This window comes from Ruminiclostridium papyrosolvens DSM 2782, assembly GCF_029318685.1.
Taxonomy (GTDB): domain Bacteria; phylum Bacillota; class Clostridia; order Acetivibrionales; family DSM-1351; genus Ruminiclostridium; species Ruminiclostridium papyrosolvens.
The window spans coordinates 893,765-917,645 of the sequence record NZ_CP119677.1; the positions used below are offsets into that span (position 1 = coordinate 893,765).

Sequence of the window (23,881 nt, forward strand, 5' to 3'; positions counted from 1 at the left end):
GCAGGTATGTATTTCAAATAAAGAAGGTTTGATGTAAAATAGATATAAAATGTAAATTAAATTTAGGAGGATATTCATTTTGGATAAATCAATATTAGCAGATTATCTGGATTCACTGGAAGCAAAAGGCATACCCGGCTGCGACTGCGTTATTTTCCAGAATCACAAGCCGGTTTTTCGGCATACCACAGGTTACTCCAATGCAAGCAAAACAAAGCCTCTGACTTCTGCAAATACATACTGGTTATTCTCGGCAACAAAGCTTATAACATGCACTGCAGTTATGCAGCTTGTGGAAAAGGGAAAGATATCACTGGACGCTCCCGTAGCTGATTACCTGCCGGAATACAAACATCTGAATGTAAAATGCGGCTCTGACGTAGTGCCTGCTAAAAATACACTTACAATAAGGCATCTTCTTTCCATGCAAAGCGGGTTAAACTATAATCTTCAGGCCCCATCCATACTGAAGGTACTTTTGGACACTAAAAATGAGGCCACTACCAGGGAGGTTATACGGGAATTGGCAAAAGAGCCTCTGGAATTTGAACCCGGTACCCATTTTCTGTACAGCCTTAGCCATGATGTACTGGGGGCGGTTATAGAAGAAGCCTCCGGACAAAAGTTCGGAGAATATCTTTATGAGCATATACTAAAACCTCTTGGAATGAAAAATACCGGCTTTGAATTAACTGCTGACAGAGAGGCAAATATGTCTGAACAGTTTGAATTCAATATGGAAACAATGACATCAAAACCCATTTCCATAGTCAACTGCTATAAGCTTTCCAATAAATACGAGAGTGGAGGAGCCGGACTGATATCCACAGCAGATGATTATATTCTGTTTTTAGATGCAATGTGTAACGACGGGGTGAGCGCAGAAGGATACAGAGTCCTCACGAGAGAGTCTATAGATATGATGCGTATGGACCAGATGAATGATATTTCCAAAAAGGATTTTGATGAATTCGGAAGAATAGGATACAGTTATGGCCTTGGTGTACGCACTCTTATTGATAAGGAAAAATCAGGAGTTAAAAGCCCTCTTGGAGAATTCGGCTGGGATGGTGCGGCAGGAGCTTATGCAGTAATAGATGTTGAGAATCATGTTGCTATTTTTTATGTACAGCATGTACGCAACTGCGGTTATGCATACTCGGATATTCATCCTAAGATAAGAGACATTTCCTATGAAATGTTAGGCTTATAAACAGTTTAGGTTGTTAAAGATAAGCATATCAGTCGTAAAAACACATAAAAAAGTGTTGTGGCTGATATGCTTTTTATTAATCATAAATTCATGTATTATGTTAACTATTAAGCTTAATTTAATTGAGATTTCCAATAAACTGGTAAACATAAGTATTATCACCTTTTGCATTGCAGGTATGGTAATATTAGTATATTACATTTAAGTATTTGCCTACGATTTAAAAACTAAATACAGGGGGGATATATGTATGAGATTACAACCAGTAGAAGAAATACTAACGTCTTGGAGGCGATGTATTAATTCTGGTTTGAATAATTCAGCTACTGCTGCGAGTACGTATATTAGTAATGATGCTTTACAAACTGCATTAAGCGAAGGCAAGCAGGTAATATCGTTATTTGATGAAATATGGAGGGAGTTGGAAAATCTTACGGTAAACAAGAATATAGTCTTCTTATTAACCAGTCCTGAAGGAGTCCTTTTAAAAAAAAGTGTTGCAGAGAATTGAACAGAAAAATTGAAAGAAACGGAATTAAAATTGGGATGTCTTTTGCTGAAAGGGCATTGGGTACCAATGCAATAGCTTTATCCATAAAATTGAAAAAACCGGTTTATACCACACCGCTGCATCATTATTGTGATTTACTCAGAGAAGTTTATTTTTACTCAGTACCATTAGAAGTAAAAAAAAGAGAAATTGGATATTTGGCAGTATGCAGTATGAAAGAGCCTGTTAAGGCCGAACTTGGAGTTATCGCTGACCTTACAGCCTACAGAATTATCAACGAATTGAAATCAAGTAACATAAGTTCAATTCTGCCCGATAATAAAGATTGTTTGTTAAACAAAAAGCAGTTGGCGATTCTGAGATTAATCGCTATGGGCGTACCTGATAAAACTATAGCACTTGAAGAAGGCATAACCATAAATACTGTTAAGTACCACAAAAAAAGCATTTATAAGAAGCTTGAAGTGGAATGTTCAGCACAAGCCGTAATAAAATGCTTAAAGCTTAATCTTATGTCTATAGACGATATTGATTGTTGAAAAAAAATTCAAAAGGGATTGACTACCTTTTAAGGTAGTTTGTCCCTTTTTTTATATTTTACTACACTAAGACACAATAGTAAAATCACAAAATATTATATAAAATGACAATTAATACATCATATTGAATAATTATCTGATTTTAGTTTAATTTGCTAGTACGGTTCTAATATGTTTCTTTTTGCATTTTTTAGAAAAAAACGAGAGAAGGATGCCAAGAATGCCATTTATTGAAGTAAACAATCTGGTTAAGGATTACAAGCTCAATGTAAGGAAAAAAGGGTTAATAGGTTCACTTCAAAGTCTGCTTGTTCCAGAGTATAAAATGAAGCGTGCTGTCGATGATATCAGTTTTTCCATAAACAAAGGAGAAATGGTAGGTTTTATAGGCCCTAACGGTGCCGGCAAATCTACTACTGTAAAAATGTTAACGGGGATACTGGTACCTACTTCAGGCTCAATAACAATTGACGGTCTATGCCCATACAAGGAAAGAAAAAGAAACGCTATGCGCCTTGGAGTAGTTTTTGGTCAAAGGACGCAGCTGTGGTGGGATTTGCCCGTAATTGATACCTTTGAACTTCTGAAATATATTTACAAAATACCAGAATCCAGATATAAAAAAAATATGGACTTATTTAATGAATTATTAGATATCGATTCATTTATAAGCCAACCGGTAAGACAGCTAAGTCTTGGGCAAAGGATGAGAGCTGATATTGCAGCAGCTTTGCTCCATGATCCAGAAATCATATTTTTTGATGAACCGACCATAGGACTGGATGTTATCGCAAAAGAAAAGGTGCGGGAGTTTATCAGGTACATAAACCAAGAAAAAGGTACAACCATGCTCTTTACTACTCATGACATGCAAGATATTGAAAAGACCTGCCAGAGAATGATAATTATTGATCAGGGTGTGACAATATACGATGGCACGGTAGAAGAAATAAAAGAAAAGTACGGCACCAACAGAACCCTGCAGGTAGATTTTTCTGAGAATGTTGAAAAAATAGATATACCCGGAATACAGGTAATTGAAGATAAGGGAAGCAAAAAGAGATTTAAATTCCATAAAGATGAAATCCAAATATCCAGTCTAATAAATGAATTAACTCAAAAATATTCTATTGTGGATCTGACAGTTCAAGAACCTGAAATTGAAGGGATAATCAGAGAAATCTATCAAGGGGGGATCAAGTTCGATGAGAGCCTACTTGGAGTTCGCTAAAAAAGCATTCCAGAATAATATTGCATATAGGGCAGATTGTGTAGCAGGTATTATTAATGCCATAGTTATGATATTTGTCAATATATGCGTCTGGAAGGCAATCTATGAGGATGAACAGGCTGTAGACGGTGTACAGTTTAAAATGTTGATAACCTATGTGGTTCTTGCTTTCCTGATGCAGTGTATTTATGCAATGGATGAGTACCGCATTGAAAACAAGGTGCGCTCAGGCTCAATAGGCTTGGATTTACTCAAGCCTATTAATTTCAGCGGCTATATTTTTTCATATAATGTAGGTATCCTGATTTTCAGGGTTGTCATGCAGCTCACACCGGCATTAATCATATCAGTAATTCTTTTCAAAATGCTTCCGCCTTTTTCATTAACAATGTTTGTGCTTTTTCTGGTCAGTATGATTCTGGGTTATCTTGTATTGTACTGCTTGAATTTCATTGTATGGATAAGCTCATTCTGGTTTTATTGGACCTTCAGTCTTGTAACAATCAAGGATGCAGCTGTAATGATATTGTCAGGTGCGCTGCTTCCGCTGTGGTTTATGCCTCAGGCAATGGTAGATTTTATAAATCTTACTCCCTTTGCTTCCATATATTACGTACCCATAACTATCTATCTGGGGCAAATGCCAATGGAGGAAATCGCTTTTGCATTATTAAAGCAGCTTATATGGGTTTTTGGTCTGTTTGTAATTGGCAGGCTCTTATGGAGATCAGCATTAAAAAAATTGGTTGTTCAGGGGGGATAGTCAGTGAAAAAGAAACCGTTATACAGTCCTGGTGAAATATTTATTTTGCTACTGAAGTATGCAAAACTCAGTATTAAATCAATTCTTGAATATAAATTTGACAGAATCTTTATTACAATAGCAATTTTTTGCAGAGAAATGATTTCCGTTGTAGTTATGTTTCTCATACTGGCAAGATTCGTACGGATAAATGGATGGGAATATAACCAGATGTTCTTCCTGTACAGTTTTTTGTTTTTATCCTATAGCGTGTTTGTGTTATTTTTTGCAGGAATGCGAGATTTCGACAATATGATTTATTCAGGAGAATTTGACAGGTTCCTGACCAGACCCCTTGGGCTTATGTACCAGATAGTTGCGTCAAGGATAGATTTGAGTGCGGCTCTGGGTCATGGGATAGTGGGAATAATCCTGTTTGTAAACACTGCGTTTTCAGTGGGAATAGAGTGGAATGCTAAAAATATTATTTATTACATAGTGGCTTTATTGACAGGGGCAGTTATACAGGCCTCAATATTCTTGTTTTCGGCCTGTTTTAGCTTCTGGACATACAAGGTTGACAATCTTAGGAACATGATATTCTTTAATGCAAGAAGAATTTCCGGCTACCCCTTAAGCTTTTATCCGGGTATCATACAAAAGCTTCTCATGTTTGTAGTTCCTTTTGCTTTTGTAAACTTTTTTCCGGCACAATATTTCTTAAGAAAAAGCGATATGTCTTCATACTGGAACGGTTTTCTCTATATGACACCAGTGGTTGCCGTAATAATGTTTTTACTTGTGTATGCATTTTGGAAAAAAGGAGTAAGCCGATATTCAAGTACAGGTACGGCCATGTAATGACATATACAAAAGGGGGATTATTAATTTGAAAAGTTATAAAAATTTAATTGCTTTAGGAGTACTTGTAGTTGGGATAGCCGCATTTCTTACGGTGAAATATGTTAACTTTAATGATTTGCTCAAAAGCTTAGGCTATTACGATGAAAAAATAAGCGTAGTAAGTACAGCAGATATACACGGACATATTATCTTCGATGAGGAAGCAGGGGGATATTACTCTCTGGATGACGTAAGCGTAATGATGGGTATGCCGCTTATGAAACATTTGATAGACGGTGTAAAGGAGAAAAATAAAAATACCTTGGTTCTGGATTCAGGAGACTTGTTTCACGGAACCAATGAAGCAAACATAGATAAAGGTGAGGGAGTCGTACAAGTAGCCAATTTAATGGGCTATGATGCAATGACACCCGGAAACCATGATTTTAACTTTGGTTATGACAGGCTGATTCAAATCAAAGACGAACTCAAATTTCCAATTCTTTCGGCTAATATTTACAAGGATGGAAAGCCTGCGTTTCAAGAGTACAAAATTGTAGATGTTGGGGGTAAAAAAATAGGCTTATTCGGAATGACTGAGCAAAATGCCCTTATAAATACAAATTCAAGGGATACAGAGGGTGTAACTCTGGAAGACCCTGTAAGAATTGCGAGAAATATGGTAGCAACACTAAAGGGTAAGGTGGATGCCATAGTACTTATATCACATCTTGGGGATGACATAGACAGAAAAGTAGTAAAGCAGGTTGATGGCATAGACTTAATCCTGTGCGGTCACCACCACTTTTTATATGAAAAGGCTGTAAAGGTCAACAATACATATCTGGTTGAAGCGGGAGGCTATAGCACACACATAGGATTGGCAGATATGTACTTTAAAGACGGTAAGCTTGCAAAGTTAGCATGGAGCGTTAAGAAAACTAAGGACAAGGATAAAGCTGACCCGGCTTTAAATAAGGTGGCAGAGAAATACCATGCAATAGCTCTTGAAGCTACAAAAGAGGTTGTAGGAAAAACAACAGAAAAGCTTGACGGCTTCAGAAATAATGTGAGAAGTAAAGAAACAACTTTGGCGAATTTGCTTTGCGATGCAATGCGTGAAACTTCCGATGCGGATTTAACCCTAATGAATGGAGGAGGAATACGAGAGAGTATTCCGGCAGGAAATATAAATCTGTATTCTATTGGGAAAGCCCTGCCATTTGTTAATTCACTTGTCACAATACAGGTAAGGGGAGAAAACATATACACCGCAGTTGAAAGAGGTATAAGGCTGTATCCTGATGGAGGTTCTAATGGAGGCTTCCTGCAGGTTTCAGGTATAAAGTATACGTTTGATGCATCAAAGCCTGCCGGTAAAAGGCTGGTAAGTATTACACTGAATGGAGAACCGCTGGATAGAGAAAAGTACTACAAAGTTGCAACAAATGACTATATATATAACGGCGGAGACGGATACGATGAATTGAAAGAAGGAAAGCTGCTGAAAAAGGGAGAGCTTCTTAAAGATGTTCTTGCTAAATACATAAAAGAAAAGGGTGATGTATCAGCAAAGGTTGAAGGCAGAATACAGGTAGTAAATGAGAGGTACAAGTAAAATATTTTAAAGGAGTGTAAGACTTATGCAGAAACAGGAAATAGAAAGCAAGGTTTGTGAGGTTGTAAGCAGAGTTGCACAGTTTAATAATGAAAATGTGGTGGCAGACAGTGATTTGAGAGACAACTATGGAGTTGACTCAATAGTTCTTGTTGAGCTGCTGGTTGAAATCGAAGATATTTTTGGAATAACCTTTGATAGCAGCTCCCTAACCTACGAAACCTTCTCAACAGTGAATTCTATAACTGATTATGTTGACAATATATTGAATTCCTGAATACACAGTGATAGGACAGGTGACTATGATAAAACAAATGGGTAATGTACCCAGATACTTTGAGCCCTATGTAAATGATTGTTTCCATAATGCTTATTCCGCAGCACTTTTACATATGGGATTGAATCCCGACATTATTCTTGCTGATTATCTATCGTTTATGTATGACTGTAAAAATGGATATGTTGGAGTCAACTATTTTTACAGGCCAAATACAACGGTTGAGTTTACAGAAGATGAACTGAATACATCCCTTGAATTCGTATACCTGGCACCAACAACCTTATACAGTCAATCCACAGAGAAAGCTGCTGATATCAGGTACAAGGACAGGGTTAACATCAATATGTACATAGAGGACAAGCCTGAGGTGGCATATCAAAGACTTAAGGAATTGCTTGATAACGGAATGCCCGTAGTTGCTGCTGTGGATTTGTACTATATGAATTATCACAGGGCATACGGAAAGGAACATGGTTTGCACTGTGTGGTATTCACCGGATATGACGAAGAAGAAGGATATTTTCATCTGTTTGATAAGTATAAACTGTCAAGCAGTGATTTTGACGGAATATTGCCTATAGATGAAGTCAATATGGGAAGAAGGTCGGATAATCCCTTACCGGGAGTAAATGTGACACAAAAAAGACCGGTTCGCAATCTCTGGATGGAAATTGGCCTAGATAAGGATTTTAAGGTCACAGAAGAAAAAATGCTGAATTTATTAAGTGAAAGCTGCCGGAGAATGAAAGGTCGAAAAGAAGTTCTCGGATATACGTGTGGGTTGGATGCAATTGAGTTATTTTCAAAAAGTTTATTGGAAAAGAAAAATGAAAAGCTTGATGATGAAAAAGTGTACTGGTACAGGGTTTATCTGAACGGCAGCTTGAAAAATATTTCAAGAAGCAGAAAGCGTTTCAGTGTATTTATTAAACAAATCAAATCTCTGTTACCGGAACAGCTGATAACCGGACTGTGTGTATCATTGGAAGAAGCTTCAAAACATTGGGATATCTGTTCCAGTATCGCTTTAAAGCTCGGCATAAGGAAGTCACTGGATATGATTGACGATTTGGTAAGTCAACTTGATATTATACGTGAGTTGGAGAGCAGTATTGTGGAAAGGCTGGAAGGCTATCTGCAAAGCAGAAGCTTAAATAAATAGAAGGGAAGCGACTTTTGTGAAAGAAATTGAATACTCACCATGGAATCTGTTTAAGGAGAGCTGTGAGAAGTATAAAGATAACATATTGCTTATATATAATGACAATAAATTTACTTATGGCCAGATATACGACAAGGTTTTGGATTTTTGTGCAATCATTCAGGGTTTTGATTTCAAAATTGGTGGAATCTACCTTCCGAATTGTACAGAATTCATTACAAGTATGTTTGGCTTAAATCGACAGAAAAAGGTTTTTGTATCACTTTCGTATCAATTCAAAGGAGATACACTTACAGACCTTATAAATTTCACGGATGTTGAACTTCTGATAACTGACCCTAAAGGGTATGACTCTGTTAAAGATGGCATTGACAAGATGAACATAAGAATAGTACTCGTTTTACAGGAAAACGGTACATTTGAAATACATGAGTTCAAAAAGGCCAAACGTGCGCTTACGGATGTAAATGAAGATACTTTCGGTATATGCTTTACGTCAGGCTCTACTTCGAGGCCAAAGGGAATTGTACTCTCAAACCAAGCAATTGTAGGAAATGCACTCGCAGTTGCAGAACATCTGGGTTTCACCAGTGATGAACGGACTATACTGCCAAGATCACTTGCACAGGCAAGCCCTATATCAGGGGATGTGCTTATGGCAATAAGCCGGGGTGGAGGAATTATCCTTCTCAATAATGTGTTTCATCCCGCAATATTCTTAAAGGCAGTTCAAGAGTATAAAGCAACTAATTTTTACATCGTAAGAACAATGCTTTTACAAATTCTTGAGTATTCTCAACTTAAAAATTATGATATCAGCTCAGTAAAAAGAGTTCTCATCGGTGGAATGGTAAATCCAATGACTATCTATCGCCGCGCAGCAGAAGCATTCCCGGGGGCACGAGTTTTCAATGCCTATGGTACCTCCGAAGCGTCAGCCAGAGTAACCTTCGGAGAACATGAAGACGTAACAACTCTGCCTTGTGTAATCGGTAAACCTATGAGAGGCTGTGGCGTAAAAGTATACAGAGAAGACGGAAGTGAAGCTCAAGTTGGCGAAATAGGAGAACTATATATAACCAGTGATTACATGATGGACGGTTATTACAATTCACCTGAGCTCACAGCAGAAGTTCTTGGTGAAAAGGGCTTCCGTGTAAGAGATTTAGGCTATAAGGATGAAGAAGGACGTTTCTTTGTACTCAGCAGAAATGATGACATGATTATGCAGGGTGGAAGCAGAGCATATCCAATAGATATAGAAGAAGTTATGCTCAAAAATCCGTCAGTCAAGGAAAGTGCCGTAATAGGTGTTGATGACGAAAAACTGGGACAGAAAATTGTTGCCATGGTAGTTCTAAAAGAGGGCTGTACGGCAGAAGTAAAGGATATATACAAATGGTGCAACATACAGCTCGAAGACAGAAAAGTACCAAAGGAAATATATATAATACCGGAAATACCGAGAAATGCAATAGGGAAAATAAGCAAAAAGGATGTTAAAGAATTATATCAAAGCTTGAAAAAATAACAGGGGGATATGTGAATGAAAAGAGAAGAAATATCAAAGGAAAGACAGCTTGTATTACTTACTGCAGTGGAAATGAATGATTCACAGGGTGATGAGCTGAAAAAAATGCTGGATGGCGGTGTTGACTGGTCCGAAGCAATATACCAGATGATTACACATAGAACCTTGCCAATGTTCCGGTTCAATCTCAAGAAGTTTAATCTTTACGATTCGATGGAAAAAGAACTTCAAAGACTTATGGATACTCAGTGGGCTGTGTTTGGTGAAAGAAACACCTGCTATCTGGAAAAGCTTTCAGAAATACTCAAGGAGTTTGAAAAGCATAATCTTGTAGTTCCTGTGCTCAAAGGCAACCTCCTTGCAAGTACAGTATATCCTTCAATAGAATCAAGAATATTCAATGACTTGGATATGCTTATGAGTCTCGATGATGTAACCACTGTAGTAAAGGCTCTTGAAGACCTTGGCTATATACAGGGCAATTACGATGAGGAGAAAGATGTAATTGTAGAAGTACCGAGAAAACAAAAAGTTCTTCACCAGATGGCAACACATGAAATACACCAGTTCCTCAAGCTCAGCGATAATAAGTTCGCAAAGCTTGTTGAAGTTGACGTAAACCATGACATTCTGTGGAAAGGTAACTGTCCTTACAAGGTACTGACAAAAGACCTGATACAAAGAGCAGTACCAATTGAGATAAATAACACAAAGGGCTATATGCTGGACTACATAGATAATATAATCCAACTTAGCTGTCATCTGTACAAAGAAGCATGTCTTATGATATGGATAGCCAGCCTCAAAGACCTGAAGATTTACAAGTTTGCAGATTTATTTATGTACATACGCAAATTCTTTGACAAGATTGACTGGAATATACTTGTTGAAAGAGTTACAGAGTACAAATTGGAGAAAATTGTATATTATAACTTCTATTATATAGAGCTTATGTTCGGAGAAATAATACCTCAGTTTGTAAAGGACAGCTTCAAACCTGAGGACCTTTCTTATCTGGATGAGTATGCAATCGAAAATAAAGAACCGTCAAAATGGCCGTACGATTTCTTTACAAGGCTTTTTGATGTTAACAGAATTCTGAATATAGACCAGAGCAAAGCTACGGGTATGAACAGGTTCTTAGATGCAAAGTTTGGTGAAGGCCAGTCTTAAAATCATTAAAGGCACAACTATATGCCAAGGAGTTGAATCCTATGGAAAAAAGAACAGTGACAATACTCTGCTCAGGTTTCGGACTTGGGCTGTATATTCCGGGACTTCTTATAGACCGCAGATTACGTGAAAAGGGAGTTTCTACTAAAATAGAAGTGTTCGAGAACCTTATTTCACAAGATAAAAGGGACGGCATACAAAAGAGCCGGAAGGCATATCACAGTAATTTTGCCGTTGCTCTAATGTCTGCAAGAATGCCCATGGATATTCGTCAGAGTATTGACAATGAGCTGGCTGATGAGCTGCTAAAAAGCTGGGCGAAAGAAAACAGAAGGGACTTCATAGTACTGTCAGGGCACTGGCTTCATGTAATGGACGAATACAGAGCACGGATAGCCCCGCAAACTGTTAATGCAGAAATACTGTATGTTGACTGCGACCTCCCTCCGTCATGGAAAAGCCTTCAGCAGTATAAGCCTGATTACAGTGTTAATTATAAAGAAGTCTGGCTGTATGATTGTGAAAACAGTAAAATTCAGTTCCAGATACCAATTGTAAACGAAGACCCCATTCCCTTCCATAAAAGACCGGAAAGATTTATTATCCATGGAGGAGGCTGGGGAATGGGAACCTATCAGGGGAAGATTCCCGAACTGCAGGACAAAGGTTTTCAGTTGGATATTGTTCTGTATGAAATTCAGGAGGCTTCAAGGAAAAAGGAAGAGGACAGATGTTTTATGGTTGATCCTTCGTGGAGAGCCTGGAACAAAAATGAAAAAGGCATTTATGAGTTTCCGCCTTTAGCGCAGATAATACCTGATATAGAGCCATTATTTGAAAATAAAGAAGAGTATCATGAGCTTTTTGATATTACTAAGAATTCAAGGGCTATTATTGGAAAACCGGGAGCCGGAACTCTTATGGATTCAATATCTTCCGCAACACCTATGATAATGCTGGAACCCTTTGGAGAGCACGAAAAAAAGAACACTCGGCTTTGGGAACAACTTGGCTACGGAATTACTTACAATGCTTGGAAAGAGACGGATTTCTCTACGGCAATATTGCGAGAGCTCCATGAAAACCTTGTAAAAGGCAGAAAAGCTGCTCTTGACTACACAGAGAGCTATAAGCTCAGAAACAGCTTGTAGAATGGCAGAAATGCGTTACATGAGGTTCTTCACTTAAAGCAATATTATTTAAGTTTACATAAATAAATTTATGGATGTGAAGGCTTATGCAACAAGAAAAAAGTACATCAAGCGTAAACGGTATGTTGATAGTATTCGAAGGGATAAGCGGCTGCGGGAAAAGTGAGAGTGTAAGGGTTCTCAGAAAGTACCTGACCGATAATGGATATAAAACAAGTGTATTGGAATGGAATTCGAATAGGGTAATAAGAAATATAATCAAAAGGATTGACTCTAAAAAATTACTGACACCTGGAATTTACAGCTTTTTTCAATGGGTTAGTTTTCTTATAGATTACCTTTTTAAAGTCCTTCCGCTTTTAAAGAAGAATTATGTATTAATTGCTGACAGATACATATATACAGGTTTAACCCGGGATAGTGTAAACGGGGCAGGGGGTAAAATCGGAAGACTTCTGCACAGGTTTGTTATAAAACCCACCATGGTCTTCTTTTTGGATGTAAGTCCTGAAGAGTGTGATAGAAGAATCAAAAAAAGAGGAAAGGACTTGTTTCACACAAATAAGCTTATCAGGGAAAACAAGCTTTTGAAAAACAAGGAGCTATATTATCTGAATAAGCTAAGGGACGAATATTTGCTTTTGATTAACAGCAAAGCAATCCAAAATGAAACCAATATTATTACTGTCAATGAAGATTCAGACATTGTTGTAAAATGCGTGAATGATTATATTTCAGGCAGAAGGGAGATATATGAATACTTTAAACCGCTCAATTGACGGAGTACCGCGATACTTCGTCCCTTACGTAAATGACTGTTTCCAGAATGCCTACGGAGCAATTGTAGCATACTTTGGGTTGAAGCCAGAGTTGATTTTGGCTGATTACCTGTCATTTATGTATGACGATAATACCGGATATATAGGTTTAAACTATTTGCATAAACCCTCACGCTCTTTCGAGTTTTCGGAGGAGCAGCTGAATACTTCCCTTGAATACGTTTACTTTCCGACAGTTACACATTATAGCAAACGTGACGAAAGTGAAGTGAAAAAGTTAACAGACAGCAAAATAAAAATTTCATTATATATTGAAGACAACCCCCAAATAGCTTATGAGAGGCTTATTGAACTGATAGATTTAGGAGTTCCTGTGGTAACAGTTGTAGACATGTACCATATGAGTTATCACAGTGCCTACCATAAAAATCATGGGGCACATGCTGTGGTTGTAACAGGATATAACAAGGCAGAAGGATATGTTGAAATATTCGACAAGTACAGTCTTTCCAAAAGTGATTTTGACGGAAGGATGTCTATAGAAGCTTTAATATGTGCAAGAAATTCTGATAACGATCAAGGCACTTACACTAAGCCCATTAGAAATATGTGGATGGAAGTGAGCAAAAAAGAAGGTTTCAAACCGAAGTGTGACGGCTGTAAAAATATTATAGCTGAAAGTTCAAGCCGGATGAAGGGCGAAAAAGACATTTTAGGCTGTAAATGCGGATTGCCGGTAATGAAGATATTCACAAGGGATTTAATATTTAAGAGGGACACTATGCCCGACGAGGAATTATTCTCTCTTCTGAGGTATTACAATGCTGCATTTAAGCTTATGTCCAGAAGCAGGATAAGGTTTGTGGTATTTCTCCGGGAGGTATCTACAATGATTTGTGATTCAGAGGAAATCTGCATTTGTCTTAAGGATTCTTCAGAGAAATGGGAAATCTTATCCAATTTGTCCCTTCGTTTGGCCTTAACAAAAAACAAGGACATTATGACTAATATATGCAGGCAACTGGAACTCATAATAGTAACAGAAAGCCATGCAGTTGATAAGCTTCTTGAATTAAGCTATAAACAGGAGGCATAAAATGAAAGAAATTAAACTGTTTTGTTTACCGTATGCAGGCGGTTCTGCAGATATATATGCAAGATGGAGGAATTATCTGAACAGCTCTATAGAGCTTTGCCCCATAGAACTGCCGGGAAGGTCTAAAAGAGCTAAAGACCCATATTACAAAAGTATGGGGGAGGCTGTGGAGGATATAGCAAGTTTTGTTAAAAATGAAACACGCAATAGTGACTATGCTATTTTCGGACACAGTATGGGAAGTATTATAACCTATGAATTGATATGCAAACTCTATCAAATGGGTTTGAAATTACCTATACACGTATTCTTTTCTGGCAGATACCCTCCCTGTATTGAAAAGCAGGATAAGAATATGCACCTGCTTTCTGATGATGAGTTGATTCATGAAGCAGTAAGTATGGGCGGAATACCTGAAAAGCTTTTAAAGTATACCAAATTGGTGGAAAATGCTGCTAATACTCTTCGGGCAGATTACACAATTCTGGAAACATACGGACATAGTCCTCATATACAGAAATTTGATATTGATATATCTGTGCTTTCGGGTACAAATGATGAACTTGCAACCGTGGAGGATATGAAATACTGGGAGCTGTATACAAATAAAAGCTGTACCTTTTACACCTTTGAAAAGGGGCATTTTTACCTGCACAATAATGCCGAAACAATAGTGAAAATTATAAATAATACTTTGCTGGCTACAGAATAGGAGGGACATATGAACGATAATATACTAAATGATATCGCAACCGAATATGGAACGCCTGTCTATGTTTATGACACTGAGAAAATCATATCTCAGTATACATTGCTAAAGAACAGTCTGCCCCAAGAATTTGGGATATTTTATTCTATGAAGGCAAACCCCCTTGTGGGGATATGCCAGTTGTTCAAGAAGCTTGGGAGTTGCATTGAAACGGCATCTTCCGGAGAACTGCATGCCGCGCTTTCGGCAGGTTTTTCACCTGATAAAATCATATTTACAAGTCCCGGAAAAACATATGACGAATTGGAATACGCCGTGGAAACAGACATTTACAGTATCAATATTGAAAGTCTGGATGAAGCGGAAGCAATTAATAAAATAGCAGCTAAAATAGGCAGGGTGGTGGACATCTCTATAAGAATAAACCCTGACTTTGACATTGCAGGCTCGGGTATTAAAATGTCAGGGGTTGCATCTCAATTCGGTATAGATCAGATTCATATGGAGAGCGTATTCAAAGAATTAAAAACACTGACAAATCTGAAGGTAATAGGTATACATATATATACGGGTACACAGGCGTTAAATGCCCACAGTATTGTTCAGAGTATGGAGCAAATTATACAGCTGGCATTGGAAACCTCGGAAAAGTACTGTTTTAATCTCAGATTTCTGAACCTTGGCGGGGGCTTTGGTGTTCCTTATTTCAAGGACGACAGTACTCTGGATATGGATATACTTCGCAACGAATTTGGTCAAGTATGGGATAAATACAAAGACAGACTTTCTGATACACAGGTTTTTGTTGAAAGCGGAAGATTTCTTATGGCTGAATCGGGAACATACCTTACAAAAGTTCTATACAGAAAAGAATGTAAGGGAAGAAAATATCTGGTCTGTGACGGTGGTTCAAACCAGCATGCGTCATCTGCTTTCCTCGGAAGACACATTAGAAATAATTTTCCAATGCATATTCTGAATAAATCAGGCTATGAAGAACCTGTAAATGTAGTAGGCCCTTTATGCACGCCAACAGACGTTATAGGTCAGAATGTTACGTTGCCGGAAGCTGTTGCGGGAGACGTAGTTGCAATTGAAAAGTCAGGAGCTTATGGAATAACACAGAGCCCCGGACTTTTCCTGAGTCATCCTCTACCGGCTGAGGTTCAGTACTATAAAGGTAAAACATATATTCTCAGAGAAAGGTGGGAAAAAGAAGATTTTATGCTAAGACAAAGGCCTCTGGATATAAATCTTCTTAAATAGTATGGAAAACGGTTTTAACTTAATAAGCCTTATTACAACAGAAAGAAGCAAAGGAACCATTGTGTGGCTTTGCAATATAGGTGCGGAAAAATACTGGAGTAACTTGAGTGCAGGGGTTGTTAACAGGCAGGAGGACATTGCCGTAAACCGTATGGAAGAAATGAATCTTCTCATATGCAGAGAACAGGATATTATTATCCTTCGTGAAATGCCTGATGAAGATTATCTGAGCAATTTAAGAAAAATGGGTTTTTCCATACCAACTATACTATCCCCTGAAAATGCTGATTTATTAACTCCAATATCAGAGTTGGTACTTAGAGATGAAGGCCTACTCAATAAATTAAAAGAGGCAGCTGAAAAAAATAATGATTTGTATTTCAATCCGTATGGAGTTACTCATCTTGAAGAGGAAATTGCGCAAAAGACGGGTATGAGGATAATGGGTGCACCTTCTCATATTAATGCAAAAATCAATGACAAGATATTTAACAGAGAAATATCAGAAAAGCTTGGGTTAACTGTATGTGAAGGCAGAGTGTGCAATTCTGCCGACGAAATCCGAGAAGAATATGACAAACTGACAAATAGTAAACCGTTCTTTAGTAAAGTGATTATAAAAGAGCCAAAGGGTGCGTCAGGCAAGGGTTTATACATAGTAGACAGCAAGGAAAAGTTGGAATCAAGTCTGAGGATGATAGCTCGGTTCTCCAGAGGCAGGACAGACAGTAAGTGGCTTGTTGAAGGCTGGTATAACAAAAAAGGGGATATTAATTACCAGATATATGTTTCACCTGACGGAGAAGTAGATGTATTTTCGATAAAAGAACAGTTACTGAGGGATACAGTTTACATTGGCTCAAAAATGCCCCCTGAGCTGGAGCAAAGAGTTTTGGACAGCTATATGGAATACGGGCAAAAAATAGGAAGATATCTGTATGAAACAGGCTTTACCGGAGTAGCCGGAATTGACTCGATTATAACAGAACAGGATGTATGTATCCCTATAATTGAAATAAATGGTCGCTTTACCTTGTCAACGTATATTTCATTTGTAAATCAGATTCTGAAGGACAAAAAAATACTGTCAAGATACTTCAGACTGACTCCGGAAAAAACTGTGAACTATACGGATATATGCAGCAAACTGGAGAATGAGGGTTTGTTGATAAATTCAGACAATAAGGAAGGAATATTTGTGTACACCTCGGGGACCCTTCCTTACAAGCTTCATGAGGGTACTGACGGCAGCGTTGGAAGAGTTTTTACCTTAATAGTCTCTGATTCATGGGAGAATGTAAATGTACTAAATTCTAAGCTTGAGAAGATAATGGAAGCTTATTCTAAATAATATAATTCATTAAAGGAGATATGTTTTATGGAAATAAAAGAACAGATTATAGCTGTAATTGCTTCAGCTTTAAATATTGATACTGAACAAGTAAACGGCATATCAGCAGATGAAAACCTTAATAGGTTAGGTGTCGATTCAGTTAATTTCATCGAAATTATTGTTAGTCTGGAAGATAAATTACATATTGTCTTTGATGACGAAGAACTCTTGCTTGATAATCTGAATACGCTGAATAAGTTGGAGAAGGTAGTAAGTCAAAAACTTGGAATTTAGTACTATATATATACCAAAGAAGGTGGGGGTACAATGGGGAAGGCCCTGGATATTGACCTGTATAAAAACGGGTTTGATTACAAGAATGTTGATTGCATACAATCACCGATTGCAGCAGCAACAGGTTATTTTAACAATGAAAACTATTTTTATTACTGCTTTTTACATAGTATTGCAGGCGCTTATGAAAATTACTCTCAGTATGATCCATCAGATTATTCCAATAAAATCCTATGCAAAATGGGTTTGGAGCTTAAAAAAATTGATTGCAGAGAATGTACAACTGATGATGTAATTTCAATGGCAGCCGAGGAAATTTTGTTTGGCAGGCCTGTTATTATGGTTGTAAAGTATAATTCTCTATTTTACAACATGTATTACAAAAATGAGGATTTTAAGCTTAATCACGGATTACTTATAAATGAGTTTAATGAGTCCAACAGAACATTTTGTATCAGAGACCAGCTTCACAAGGACATTCTGGATACCTATAAAAATGCTTACTTTCCTCTTCATATTACTTTTGATATGTTAAAAGAAATATGGGAGCACTCAAACAATCAATTACGAAAGGAATTGGCTTCGTGTGCGGACAGCATTTACAGTATATATCAGAAGGAAGAAGTTATTCTTAATACAAACAAAGCCATTAGTATTGCCTTGACCATGATGGACAATAAAAATGAATTGATAAATATAATAGAGAATTTTGACGGAAGCAAGGAATTTGACAACAATATTGTATTTAACAGGTTACGTTTTCACGGGTGTATGGAACCTATATTTCATATACTTTATGAGCAGTGCATAAATAAAAGTCTCGAACTTGCCCAACTTCAGGAAACCCAAAAAAAGGTTGAAAATATCAGAAGCAAAGCAATAAGTACCGTTGGAAAGGCCAGCCGCCGCCGTGAGACAATAAGTAAAGAGAGAAAAGATGATTTGTGTAAGATGGTTGTCGAAGGAGATAAAATACTTCTGAACCTTATGAAGACTTTGGTTGTATGTGAATCAAAAAAGAAGTTTAGTAATTATTTTATTGATATAACGGAACATTATAACAATCAGGCTTTTGAAGATACCTTGAGAGATGATTCCAGAGCTGATATTACAGGAGAGGGAACACATTATATATTCCAGGACTTAGTGGTAAATGAGGAATGGAAAAAAGGTGATTTCTGTTTTAATTACAGCTATTTATCTGCTCAGCCTGATAACATAAGCTGTAACGCTGAGGTAATATGCATACCGGAAATAAACGCACAATACATAAGTATACTTGGATGTTCAGAGTTCGGAAGCTATAATGAGAAACTGGTAATAGAGTATTCTGATGGGTCAAAAAGAGTAATAACCGCAGATTTTTCTGATTTCTTTCAGCCTCCTGTTTTCGGAGAAAAGGTTTACTGGACCGGGGCAGCAGCGGAAAGAAGAAATGGCAGGACAAGGTATCACAGCTTTAATGCAAGACTATTTGCAAAGAGATACCGTATAGAATCCGGATGCGTTGTGAAAATACATTTGCCAAAAAAAAGAAATGTTCATATATTTGCATTGACCCTTACCGATGAGGTGTTTTTATAAAGAGTAAAAGACAGTGGGTATGACCTCTGAAAGGAAAATTTATACTCATCGGGGTAAGAGAAAGCTGGATGAGGACAGCATTTATTACATGAAGATGTAGTATATTCCGACAAATAGTTGGTGTAAATAACTTGAATCAATTCAAAAATATTCATATAATTAATTTATGAATGTTAACCCTATGACTTTGAATACCTTCTTCGCTGCCAAAGGGGAAAGGGGGAGGTAGAGTGAGAAAAACTCTTGATATTGATTTGTACAAGAATGGTTTTGATTTTCAGAAAATTGATTGCATACACGGACCAATTGCTGCCGCTGCAGGGTACTTTAATTATAATAATTATTTTTATTTTTGTTATTTACATGCGATTATGAGTAATACTCCAAAGTATCTTGATTCAGGCTTTGAGAGCAAAGAAAACAAGATATTGAATTGCATGGGTTTGGAGCTGCAACGGATAGATTGTACCGGGAAAACTCCTGAAGAAACCATGCACAGGATTGCCCAAGAGCTTATTGAGGGATGTCCTGTTGTTATGGTGGTAAAATATAACTCGCTGTTCTACAACAAATACTATAAAGATAGCACATATATTCTTGATCATGCCATTATTGTAAATGAATATGGAGAAAATAACAGGACATTTGGTATTAAAGAAGCGTCTTTAGTGAGGGATATAGTTAATAACTGTGAGAATTCGGATATATTTTTTTCACTTCAAGTGACCTTTGATATGTTGAAAGATATATTTGATGAATCAAATAAGCAGTATATTAAGGAAAATCAAACATTTGCAAACAGTATATATTCTATACATAGGATTGAGGACGTCAGTATTGATACAAATGATGTTATCAAGGAGTCATTGTTACTGTTTCAGGACTATAAAAATGACTTTATTAATATCATAAATTCGTATAATGAACAAATTGAGAAATTCAAATATTCCATAGAACTGATAAGACGTCGGTTTTATGGTTGCATAAAGCCTATCTTCCACTTATTGTATGACCATTGCAATCAAAATAACTTAGATACAGCTTTGACAGAAATCACTGAAAAAATTATTGAAGACGTTAGAAAAGATACACTAAATTTTTTATATAGGGCATGTATCACAGGTACAAAAATCACCAATGAGAAACAGAATGACTTATGCAGTAAGATTCTGAACAGTGATGAAAAGCTTATTAGTTTAGTTAAGAATATATTTGTAAATAAAGAAAAGAAAAATTATATAAACTATTATGTGGATTTGACAGAAGCCTATAATAATCAGGCTTTTGAAGAAAACCTGAGGGATGATTCCGTAGCTGATATTACAGGAGAAGGAACACACTATATATTTCAGGACTTGGTGATAAATGAGGAATGGAAGAAGGGTGATTTTTGTTTTAAATATAGCTATTTTCCTTCTCAGCCTGATAACATAAGCTGTGACGGGCAGATAATTTGCGTACCTGAAATAAATGCTCAGTACATTAACATACTGGGCTGTTCTGAGTTTGGAAGCTATAGGGAAGACATTGAAATTGAGTATTCAGACGGAACTGTACAAAGGATTACAACAGATTTCACTGATTTCTATCAGGCTGCCATTTATGGAGAAACAATTTATTGGATTGGAGCAGCAGCAGATAGGAAAAACGGCAAAACAAATTATCATAACTTTAATGCAAGGCTATTTGCAAAGAGATATCGTATAGAACCGGGACGTGTTTTAAAAATACATTTACCAAAAAGAAAAAATGTTCATATATTTGCATTAACACTTACCGAAGAGGTGATTTTATGAAAAAGGATAAAAATATAGAAGTAGAAAAGAAATATGTAATTGATGCACAGAATGGTCCTCTATTTGATAAAGTACGGACTGAGTTTTCTGACTTTATGAAAAATTACAGTTCGAGTTCCGTAAAAGCAAAAGACAGTACAGATGATTATTACGATACAGACGGGGGAGACTTGTACAGGCAGAATATAATACTTAGAATGAGATCAGATAATAAAACAAAACGTATAACAATAAAAAAAGATATTCCTGAGGAAACCCTTTGCGGTAGCGACGGACAATTGACAAGATTTGAATACGAAAAAGAGATTGATTCTGAGGATATAGAAGATAATTGGGAATTAATAAAATTATACTGCACGGAGCTTACTCAAAAATTCCAGCCAAAGGATTTTCATAAAGTTATAAGGGTTGAAAAAACCCGTGAGAAAATACTGTGTTCACAAGACGAATTTTCAGTAGAAGTTGCTTTTGACAGTGTTAATTATGTAAACATAAAAAATAATACATCAAAAAAAGAATACCAGATAGAACTTGAGTTGAAATCAGATTACTCGCATAGAGACAGATTAAAGACTGTGACGGATGAAATGGAAAAGAGGTATGAGTTCCTAAAGCCCAACTATGAATCAAAGTATATAAGGGCAGTGAATATGACTTGCATTTAAAAAAGATCTATTGTAAAGGGAATTTGTTCACCGAACAATTCGTTGAAGGTTTTAATGGCTTTATTGTCCACACTAAGCATAAGGGCTTCATTTGTTGACATTATCACTTCGGCATAACCAATGAAAATATCATTTTTTGTTAATGCAATTATGCTTCCTTCTTCCATGTTTGCATTTGGGGGAATTTTAAGTATCATGCTTTTCACCGCTCCGGTACCATCTAATATAATATATTTTAATTTTTCTCAAATTATGTAAAAAATATACCCATTATATGCAAAAAGGAACTTGGAGTCCCCTTACTCCAAGTTCCTTTTTGTTTGTGTGTGATATAATATTATCCTTGAATTAATGTTAACATATATGTAATTATTTGTAAATGCATTTTATTATTAATTTTGATAATTTATTTTAAAATAAGACTAATTCCCCCTTATTAAACCCCTAAATTAAGACGATATAAATATAGTGGGAAAAATTAGTTTACAAAAAAATATGAGTTTTGGAAAGGTTTTATATGTACGAGGATAATGCTAAGTTTAATGTGGCTTCTTCAATAGAGCAAAGTATTGAACTCCTGATGAATTTAAACGAAGAGTACGCAAACCTTACTTCAAAGGTCAAAAATCTTGAAAACAGACTTGCTGCGGTATCAGTATTGATAGATATTAATGAGTATATGGGTAACATCCTTCAATTTCAGGATCTTGTAAGCTATCTCAAAGATGTTATTGCAGGAGTGCTTGGTCTGGATTGCAAGATTTTAACTCCTGATGATATTACAAAGATGAATATAGACAGTTCATATCTGCCCGGTACTGATTTGTATATACAGGATTTGGAGGCTTAGGATAAGGTACTCTTTGGATATGATTCAGGTTCTATTGGGGTACTGAGTATTTCAAAACGTGATTTATACGGGTATCTCGTTATTCATCATGAATTGGCTGATATGATTGATGAAGAAAAAAAGGTATTGCTTCAGTTGATTAAAAGTCAGATATGTATATACTTTGAAAATGCAATCCTATTTTCAAAGCTCAGGGATTCAGCGGAGCATGATGGATTGACAGGTCTTTATAACAGACTGTATCTTTCTCAGTTGCTGGATAACTGGGAAGATAAGATGATAGACATAAATGGCGCGATTATACTTGATTTGGATAATTTTAAGAATATTAATGACAATTACGGACATCTGGCAGGGGATAATGTTATTAGGATGTTGGTGGGTGTCATTAAAAATGCTATAAAAAACCTCCCTGTTTATGCCATACGTTATGGGGGAGAGGAATTTCTTTTACTTACCAGAGGAATTGATTCCAAGAATATTGTGGAAATAGCTGAAACAATTCGCAAAGAGTTTAATGCCTTGAAATATGAGAAAAGCAGTCTCAGTGTGAGTCTGGGGGTATCAATTTTGGGTGAGTCCTGTGGGGTAGTAGACTATTTGGAGCTTATAAGAAGTGCTGATGAAGCACTGTATACAGCAAAGAGAATCGGCAAAAACGTGGTGGTTACCTCCGATGAAGACCTACAGCTATTTGACTCCGTATCCTTCAACATTGCAAAGAACCTGTCAAGATACAACAGATTCAATGTTATAGGAGAAATCTACAGGGTTAATTTTAAATCACCACATTTATTATCTATAGAAGAATACAACAAGCTGAAATATTGTATTACATCTTGTTTCAGAGAATATGACGGAATATACGGGTCTGTTTCATTATCATTTGTAGTTTTAACAGACAATCAGATACCTCAGGAGCTTATAGAGAATAAAATTAATAAGGCTCTGGTAAGCAATGAGCTTGATTATATTAGCTTTGAGGTATACTCAAATACTGATGCCTACAGAGAGGTTATGCTCCACAGTGAGAGAGTTGCTTCCATCAGCATTGCCCTTGCAGAGGCTTATGGCCTTCCGGCAGAGGAAGGTGAAAAGGTTAAGCTTGCAGCTGCGAACCATGATATAGGAAAACTTTATATTAATCCAAAGATTCTCAATAAACCCGGAAGGCTTACGCCTGAGGAATATGAGAAAATCAAAATGCACGCCTTTTATAGCTATCAGTATGCTAAAAGCCGTGAAAACCTTAAATTTGTTGCGGATTATATATTTTATCATCATGAATATGTTGATGGGTCAGGATATTTTAAGAAAAAAGATATTCCGCTCCATTCTCAAATAATAGTACTGGCAGATATTTTTGATGCCTTATGCGAAAACAGATGCTATCGGGCTGCTTTTAGCAGAGATGAAGCTATCAGAATAATGGAGGGTGAAAAGCACAAATTTAACCCGGAACTGTTTGAATTAATGAAAAAAATTGCAGATTATATTTAAATAGTAAATACTGTA

24 protein-coding genes are annotated in these 23,881 nt (G+C 36.6%); 23 read left to right on the forward strand and 1 reads right to left on the reverse strand.

Annotated elements, in window-relative coordinates; all coding sequences use genetic code 11:
* Positions 1-79 precede the first annotated feature (79 nt).
* The 21 genes from P0092_RS04045 (at position 80) to P0092_RS04145 (ending at position 21,516) form a co-directional block, all read left to right on the forward strand.
* Positions 80-1,213 carry a serine hydrolase domain-containing protein gene (locus P0092_RS04045; protein WP_004618693.1) on the forward strand — a complete coding sequence of 378 codons (1,134 nt, stop codon included), beginning with the start codon at positions 80-82 and terminating at the stop codon, positions 1,211-1,213.
* 250 nt (positions 1,214-1,463) lie between these two features.
* Entirely contained in the window at positions 1,464-1,724 is a 261-nt protein-coding gene (locus P0092_RS04050; protein WP_004618690.1) for a hypothetical protein, read from the forward strand.
* A complete protein-coding gene (locus tag P0092_RS04055) occupies positions 1,721-2,263 on the forward strand; it encodes a helix-turn-helix transcriptional regulator (RefSeq protein WP_004618688.1) in 543 nt (180 codons plus the stop codon). Before P0092_RS04050 ends, P0092_RS04055 begins: the two co-directional genes overlap by 4 nt.
* 220 nt (positions 2,264-2,483) lie before the next feature.
* The gene (locus P0092_RS04060) at positions 2,484-3,494 is read left to right on the forward strand and encodes an ABC transporter ATP-binding protein (protein WP_004618686.1); all 1,011 of its coding nucleotides are present in this window, start codon (positions 2,484-2,486) and stop codon (positions 3,492-3,494) included.
* Entirely contained in the window at positions 3,469-4,257 is a 789-nt protein-coding gene (locus P0092_RS04065; protein ID WP_004618684.1) for an ABC transporter permease, read from the forward strand. Before P0092_RS04060 ends, P0092_RS04065 begins: the two co-directional genes overlap by 26 nt.
* Before the next feature lie 3 nt (positions 4,258-4,260).
* Positions 4,261-5,097: an ABC transporter permease gene (locus P0092_RS04070; protein ID WP_004618683.1), complete on the forward strand. Its 837-nt coding sequence runs from the start codon at positions 4,261-4,263 to the stop codon at positions 5,095-5,097.
* 28 nt (positions 5,098-5,125) lie between these two features.
* Positions 5,126-6,697: a bifunctional metallophosphatase/5'-nucleotidase gene (locus P0092_RS04075; RefSeq protein WP_004618680.1), complete on the forward strand. Its 1,572-nt coding sequence runs from the start codon at positions 5,126-5,128 to the stop codon at positions 6,695-6,697.
* A gap of 25 nt (positions 6,698-6,722) precedes the next feature.
* Positions 6,723-6,974 carry an acyl carrier protein gene (locus P0092_RS04080; protein ID WP_004618678.1) on the forward strand — a complete coding sequence of 84 codons (252 nt, stop codon included), beginning with the start codon at positions 6,723-6,725 and terminating at the stop codon, positions 6,972-6,974.
* Positions 6,975-6,999: 25 nt separating this feature from the next.
* A complete protein-coding gene (locus P0092_RS04085; protein WP_004618676.1) occupies positions 7,000-8,139 on the forward strand; it encodes a BtrH N-terminal domain-containing protein in 1,140 nt (379 codons plus the stop codon).
* A gap of 16 nt (positions 8,140-8,155) precedes the next feature.
* On the forward strand, positions 8,156-9,670 hold the full coding sequence (locus P0092_RS04090; RefSeq protein WP_004618674.1) for a class I adenylate-forming enzyme family protein: 1,515 nt from the start codon (positions 8,156-8,158) through the stop codon (positions 9,668-9,670).
* Positions 9,671-9,685: 15 nt separating this feature from the next.
* On the forward strand, positions 9,686-10,843 hold the full coding sequence (locus P0092_RS04095) for a nucleotidyltransferase domain-containing protein (protein ID WP_004618672.1): 1,158 nt from the start codon (positions 9,686-9,688) through the stop codon (positions 10,841-10,843).
* A 41-nt stretch (positions 10,844-10,884) separates the two neighbouring features.
* Complete coding sequence (locus P0092_RS04100) at positions 10,885-11,994, forward strand: glycosyltransferase family protein (RefSeq protein WP_004618670.1); 1,110 nt, start codon at positions 10,885-10,887, stop codon at positions 11,992-11,994.
* Positions 11,995-12,080: 86 nt separating this feature from the next.
* Positions 12,081-12,773: a dTMP kinase gene (locus P0092_RS04105; protein WP_004618669.1), complete on the forward strand. Its 693-nt coding sequence runs from the start codon at positions 12,081-12,083 to the stop codon at positions 12,771-12,773.
* Entirely contained in the window at positions 12,748-13,869 is a 1,122-nt protein-coding gene (locus P0092_RS04110; protein WP_004618667.1) for a BtrH N-terminal domain-containing protein, read from the forward strand. Before P0092_RS04105 ends, P0092_RS04110 begins: the two co-directional genes overlap by 26 nt.
* A gap of 1 nt (position 13,870) precedes the next feature.
* The gene (locus P0092_RS04115) at positions 13,871-14,581 is read left to right on the forward strand and encodes a thioesterase II family protein (protein WP_004618665.1); all 711 of its coding nucleotides are present in this window, start codon (positions 13,871-13,873) and stop codon (positions 14,579-14,581) included.
* A 9-nt stretch (positions 14,582-14,590) separates the two neighbouring features.
* A complete protein-coding gene (locus P0092_RS04120) occupies positions 14,591-15,844 on the forward strand; it encodes a type III PLP-dependent enzyme (protein WP_004618663.1) in 1,254 nt (417 codons plus the stop codon).
* Position 15,845: 1 nt separating this feature from the next.
* On the forward strand, positions 15,846-17,195 hold the full coding sequence (locus tag P0092_RS04125) for a preATP grasp domain-containing protein (RefSeq protein ID WP_004618660.1): 1,350 nt from the start codon (positions 15,846-15,848) through the stop codon (positions 17,193-17,195).
* A gap of 27 nt (positions 17,196-17,222) precedes the next feature.
* Complete coding sequence (locus tag P0092_RS04130; RefSeq protein ID WP_004618658.1) at positions 17,223-17,471, forward strand: acyl carrier protein; 249 nt, start codon at positions 17,223-17,225, stop codon at positions 17,469-17,471.
* Positions 17,472-17,504: 33 nt separating this feature from the next.
* Positions 17,505-19,055 (forward strand): hypothetical protein, encoded by a 1,551-nt coding sequence (locus P0092_RS04135; RefSeq protein ID WP_004618655.1) that lies wholly within the window; start codon positions 17,505-17,507, stop codon positions 19,053-19,055.
* A 230-nt stretch (positions 19,056-19,285) separates the two neighbouring features.
* Positions 19,286-20,851 (forward strand): hypothetical protein, encoded by a 1,566-nt coding sequence (locus P0092_RS04140; RefSeq protein WP_004618652.1) that lies wholly within the window; start codon positions 19,286-19,288, stop codon positions 20,849-20,851.
* The gene (locus P0092_RS04145; RefSeq protein ID WP_004618650.1) at positions 20,848-21,516 is read left to right on the forward strand and encodes a CYTH domain-containing protein; all 669 of its coding nucleotides are present in this window, start codon (positions 20,848-20,850) and stop codon (positions 21,514-21,516) included. Before P0092_RS04140 ends, P0092_RS04145 begins: the two co-directional genes overlap by 4 nt.
* On the opposite strand, the gene P0092_RS04150 is transcribed toward P0092_RS04145, so the two are convergent.
* Positions 21,513-21,713, reverse strand: coding sequence for a hypothetical protein (locus P0092_RS04150; RefSeq protein WP_004618647.1), 201 nt, complete (start codon positions 21,711-21,713; stop codon positions 21,513-21,515). The two genes, P0092_RS04145 and P0092_RS04150, sit on opposite strands and share 4 nt — an antisense overlap.
* Positions 21,714-22,033: 320 nt before the next feature.
* Between P0092_RS04150 and P0092_RS04155 the strand changes: the two genes are divergently transcribed.
* Positions 22,034-22,366 carry a hypothetical protein gene (locus P0092_RS04155; RefSeq protein ID WP_004618645.1) on the forward strand — a complete coding sequence of 111 codons (333 nt, stop codon included), beginning with the start codon at positions 22,034-22,036 and terminating at the stop codon, positions 22,364-22,366.
* A gap of 102 nt (positions 22,367-22,468) precedes the next feature.
* Entirely contained in the window at positions 22,469-23,866 is a 1,398-nt protein-coding gene (locus P0092_RS04160; RefSeq protein ID WP_004618643.1) for a bifunctional diguanylate cyclase/phosphohydrolase, read from the forward strand.
* Positions 23,867-23,881: the final 15 nt, after the last annotated feature.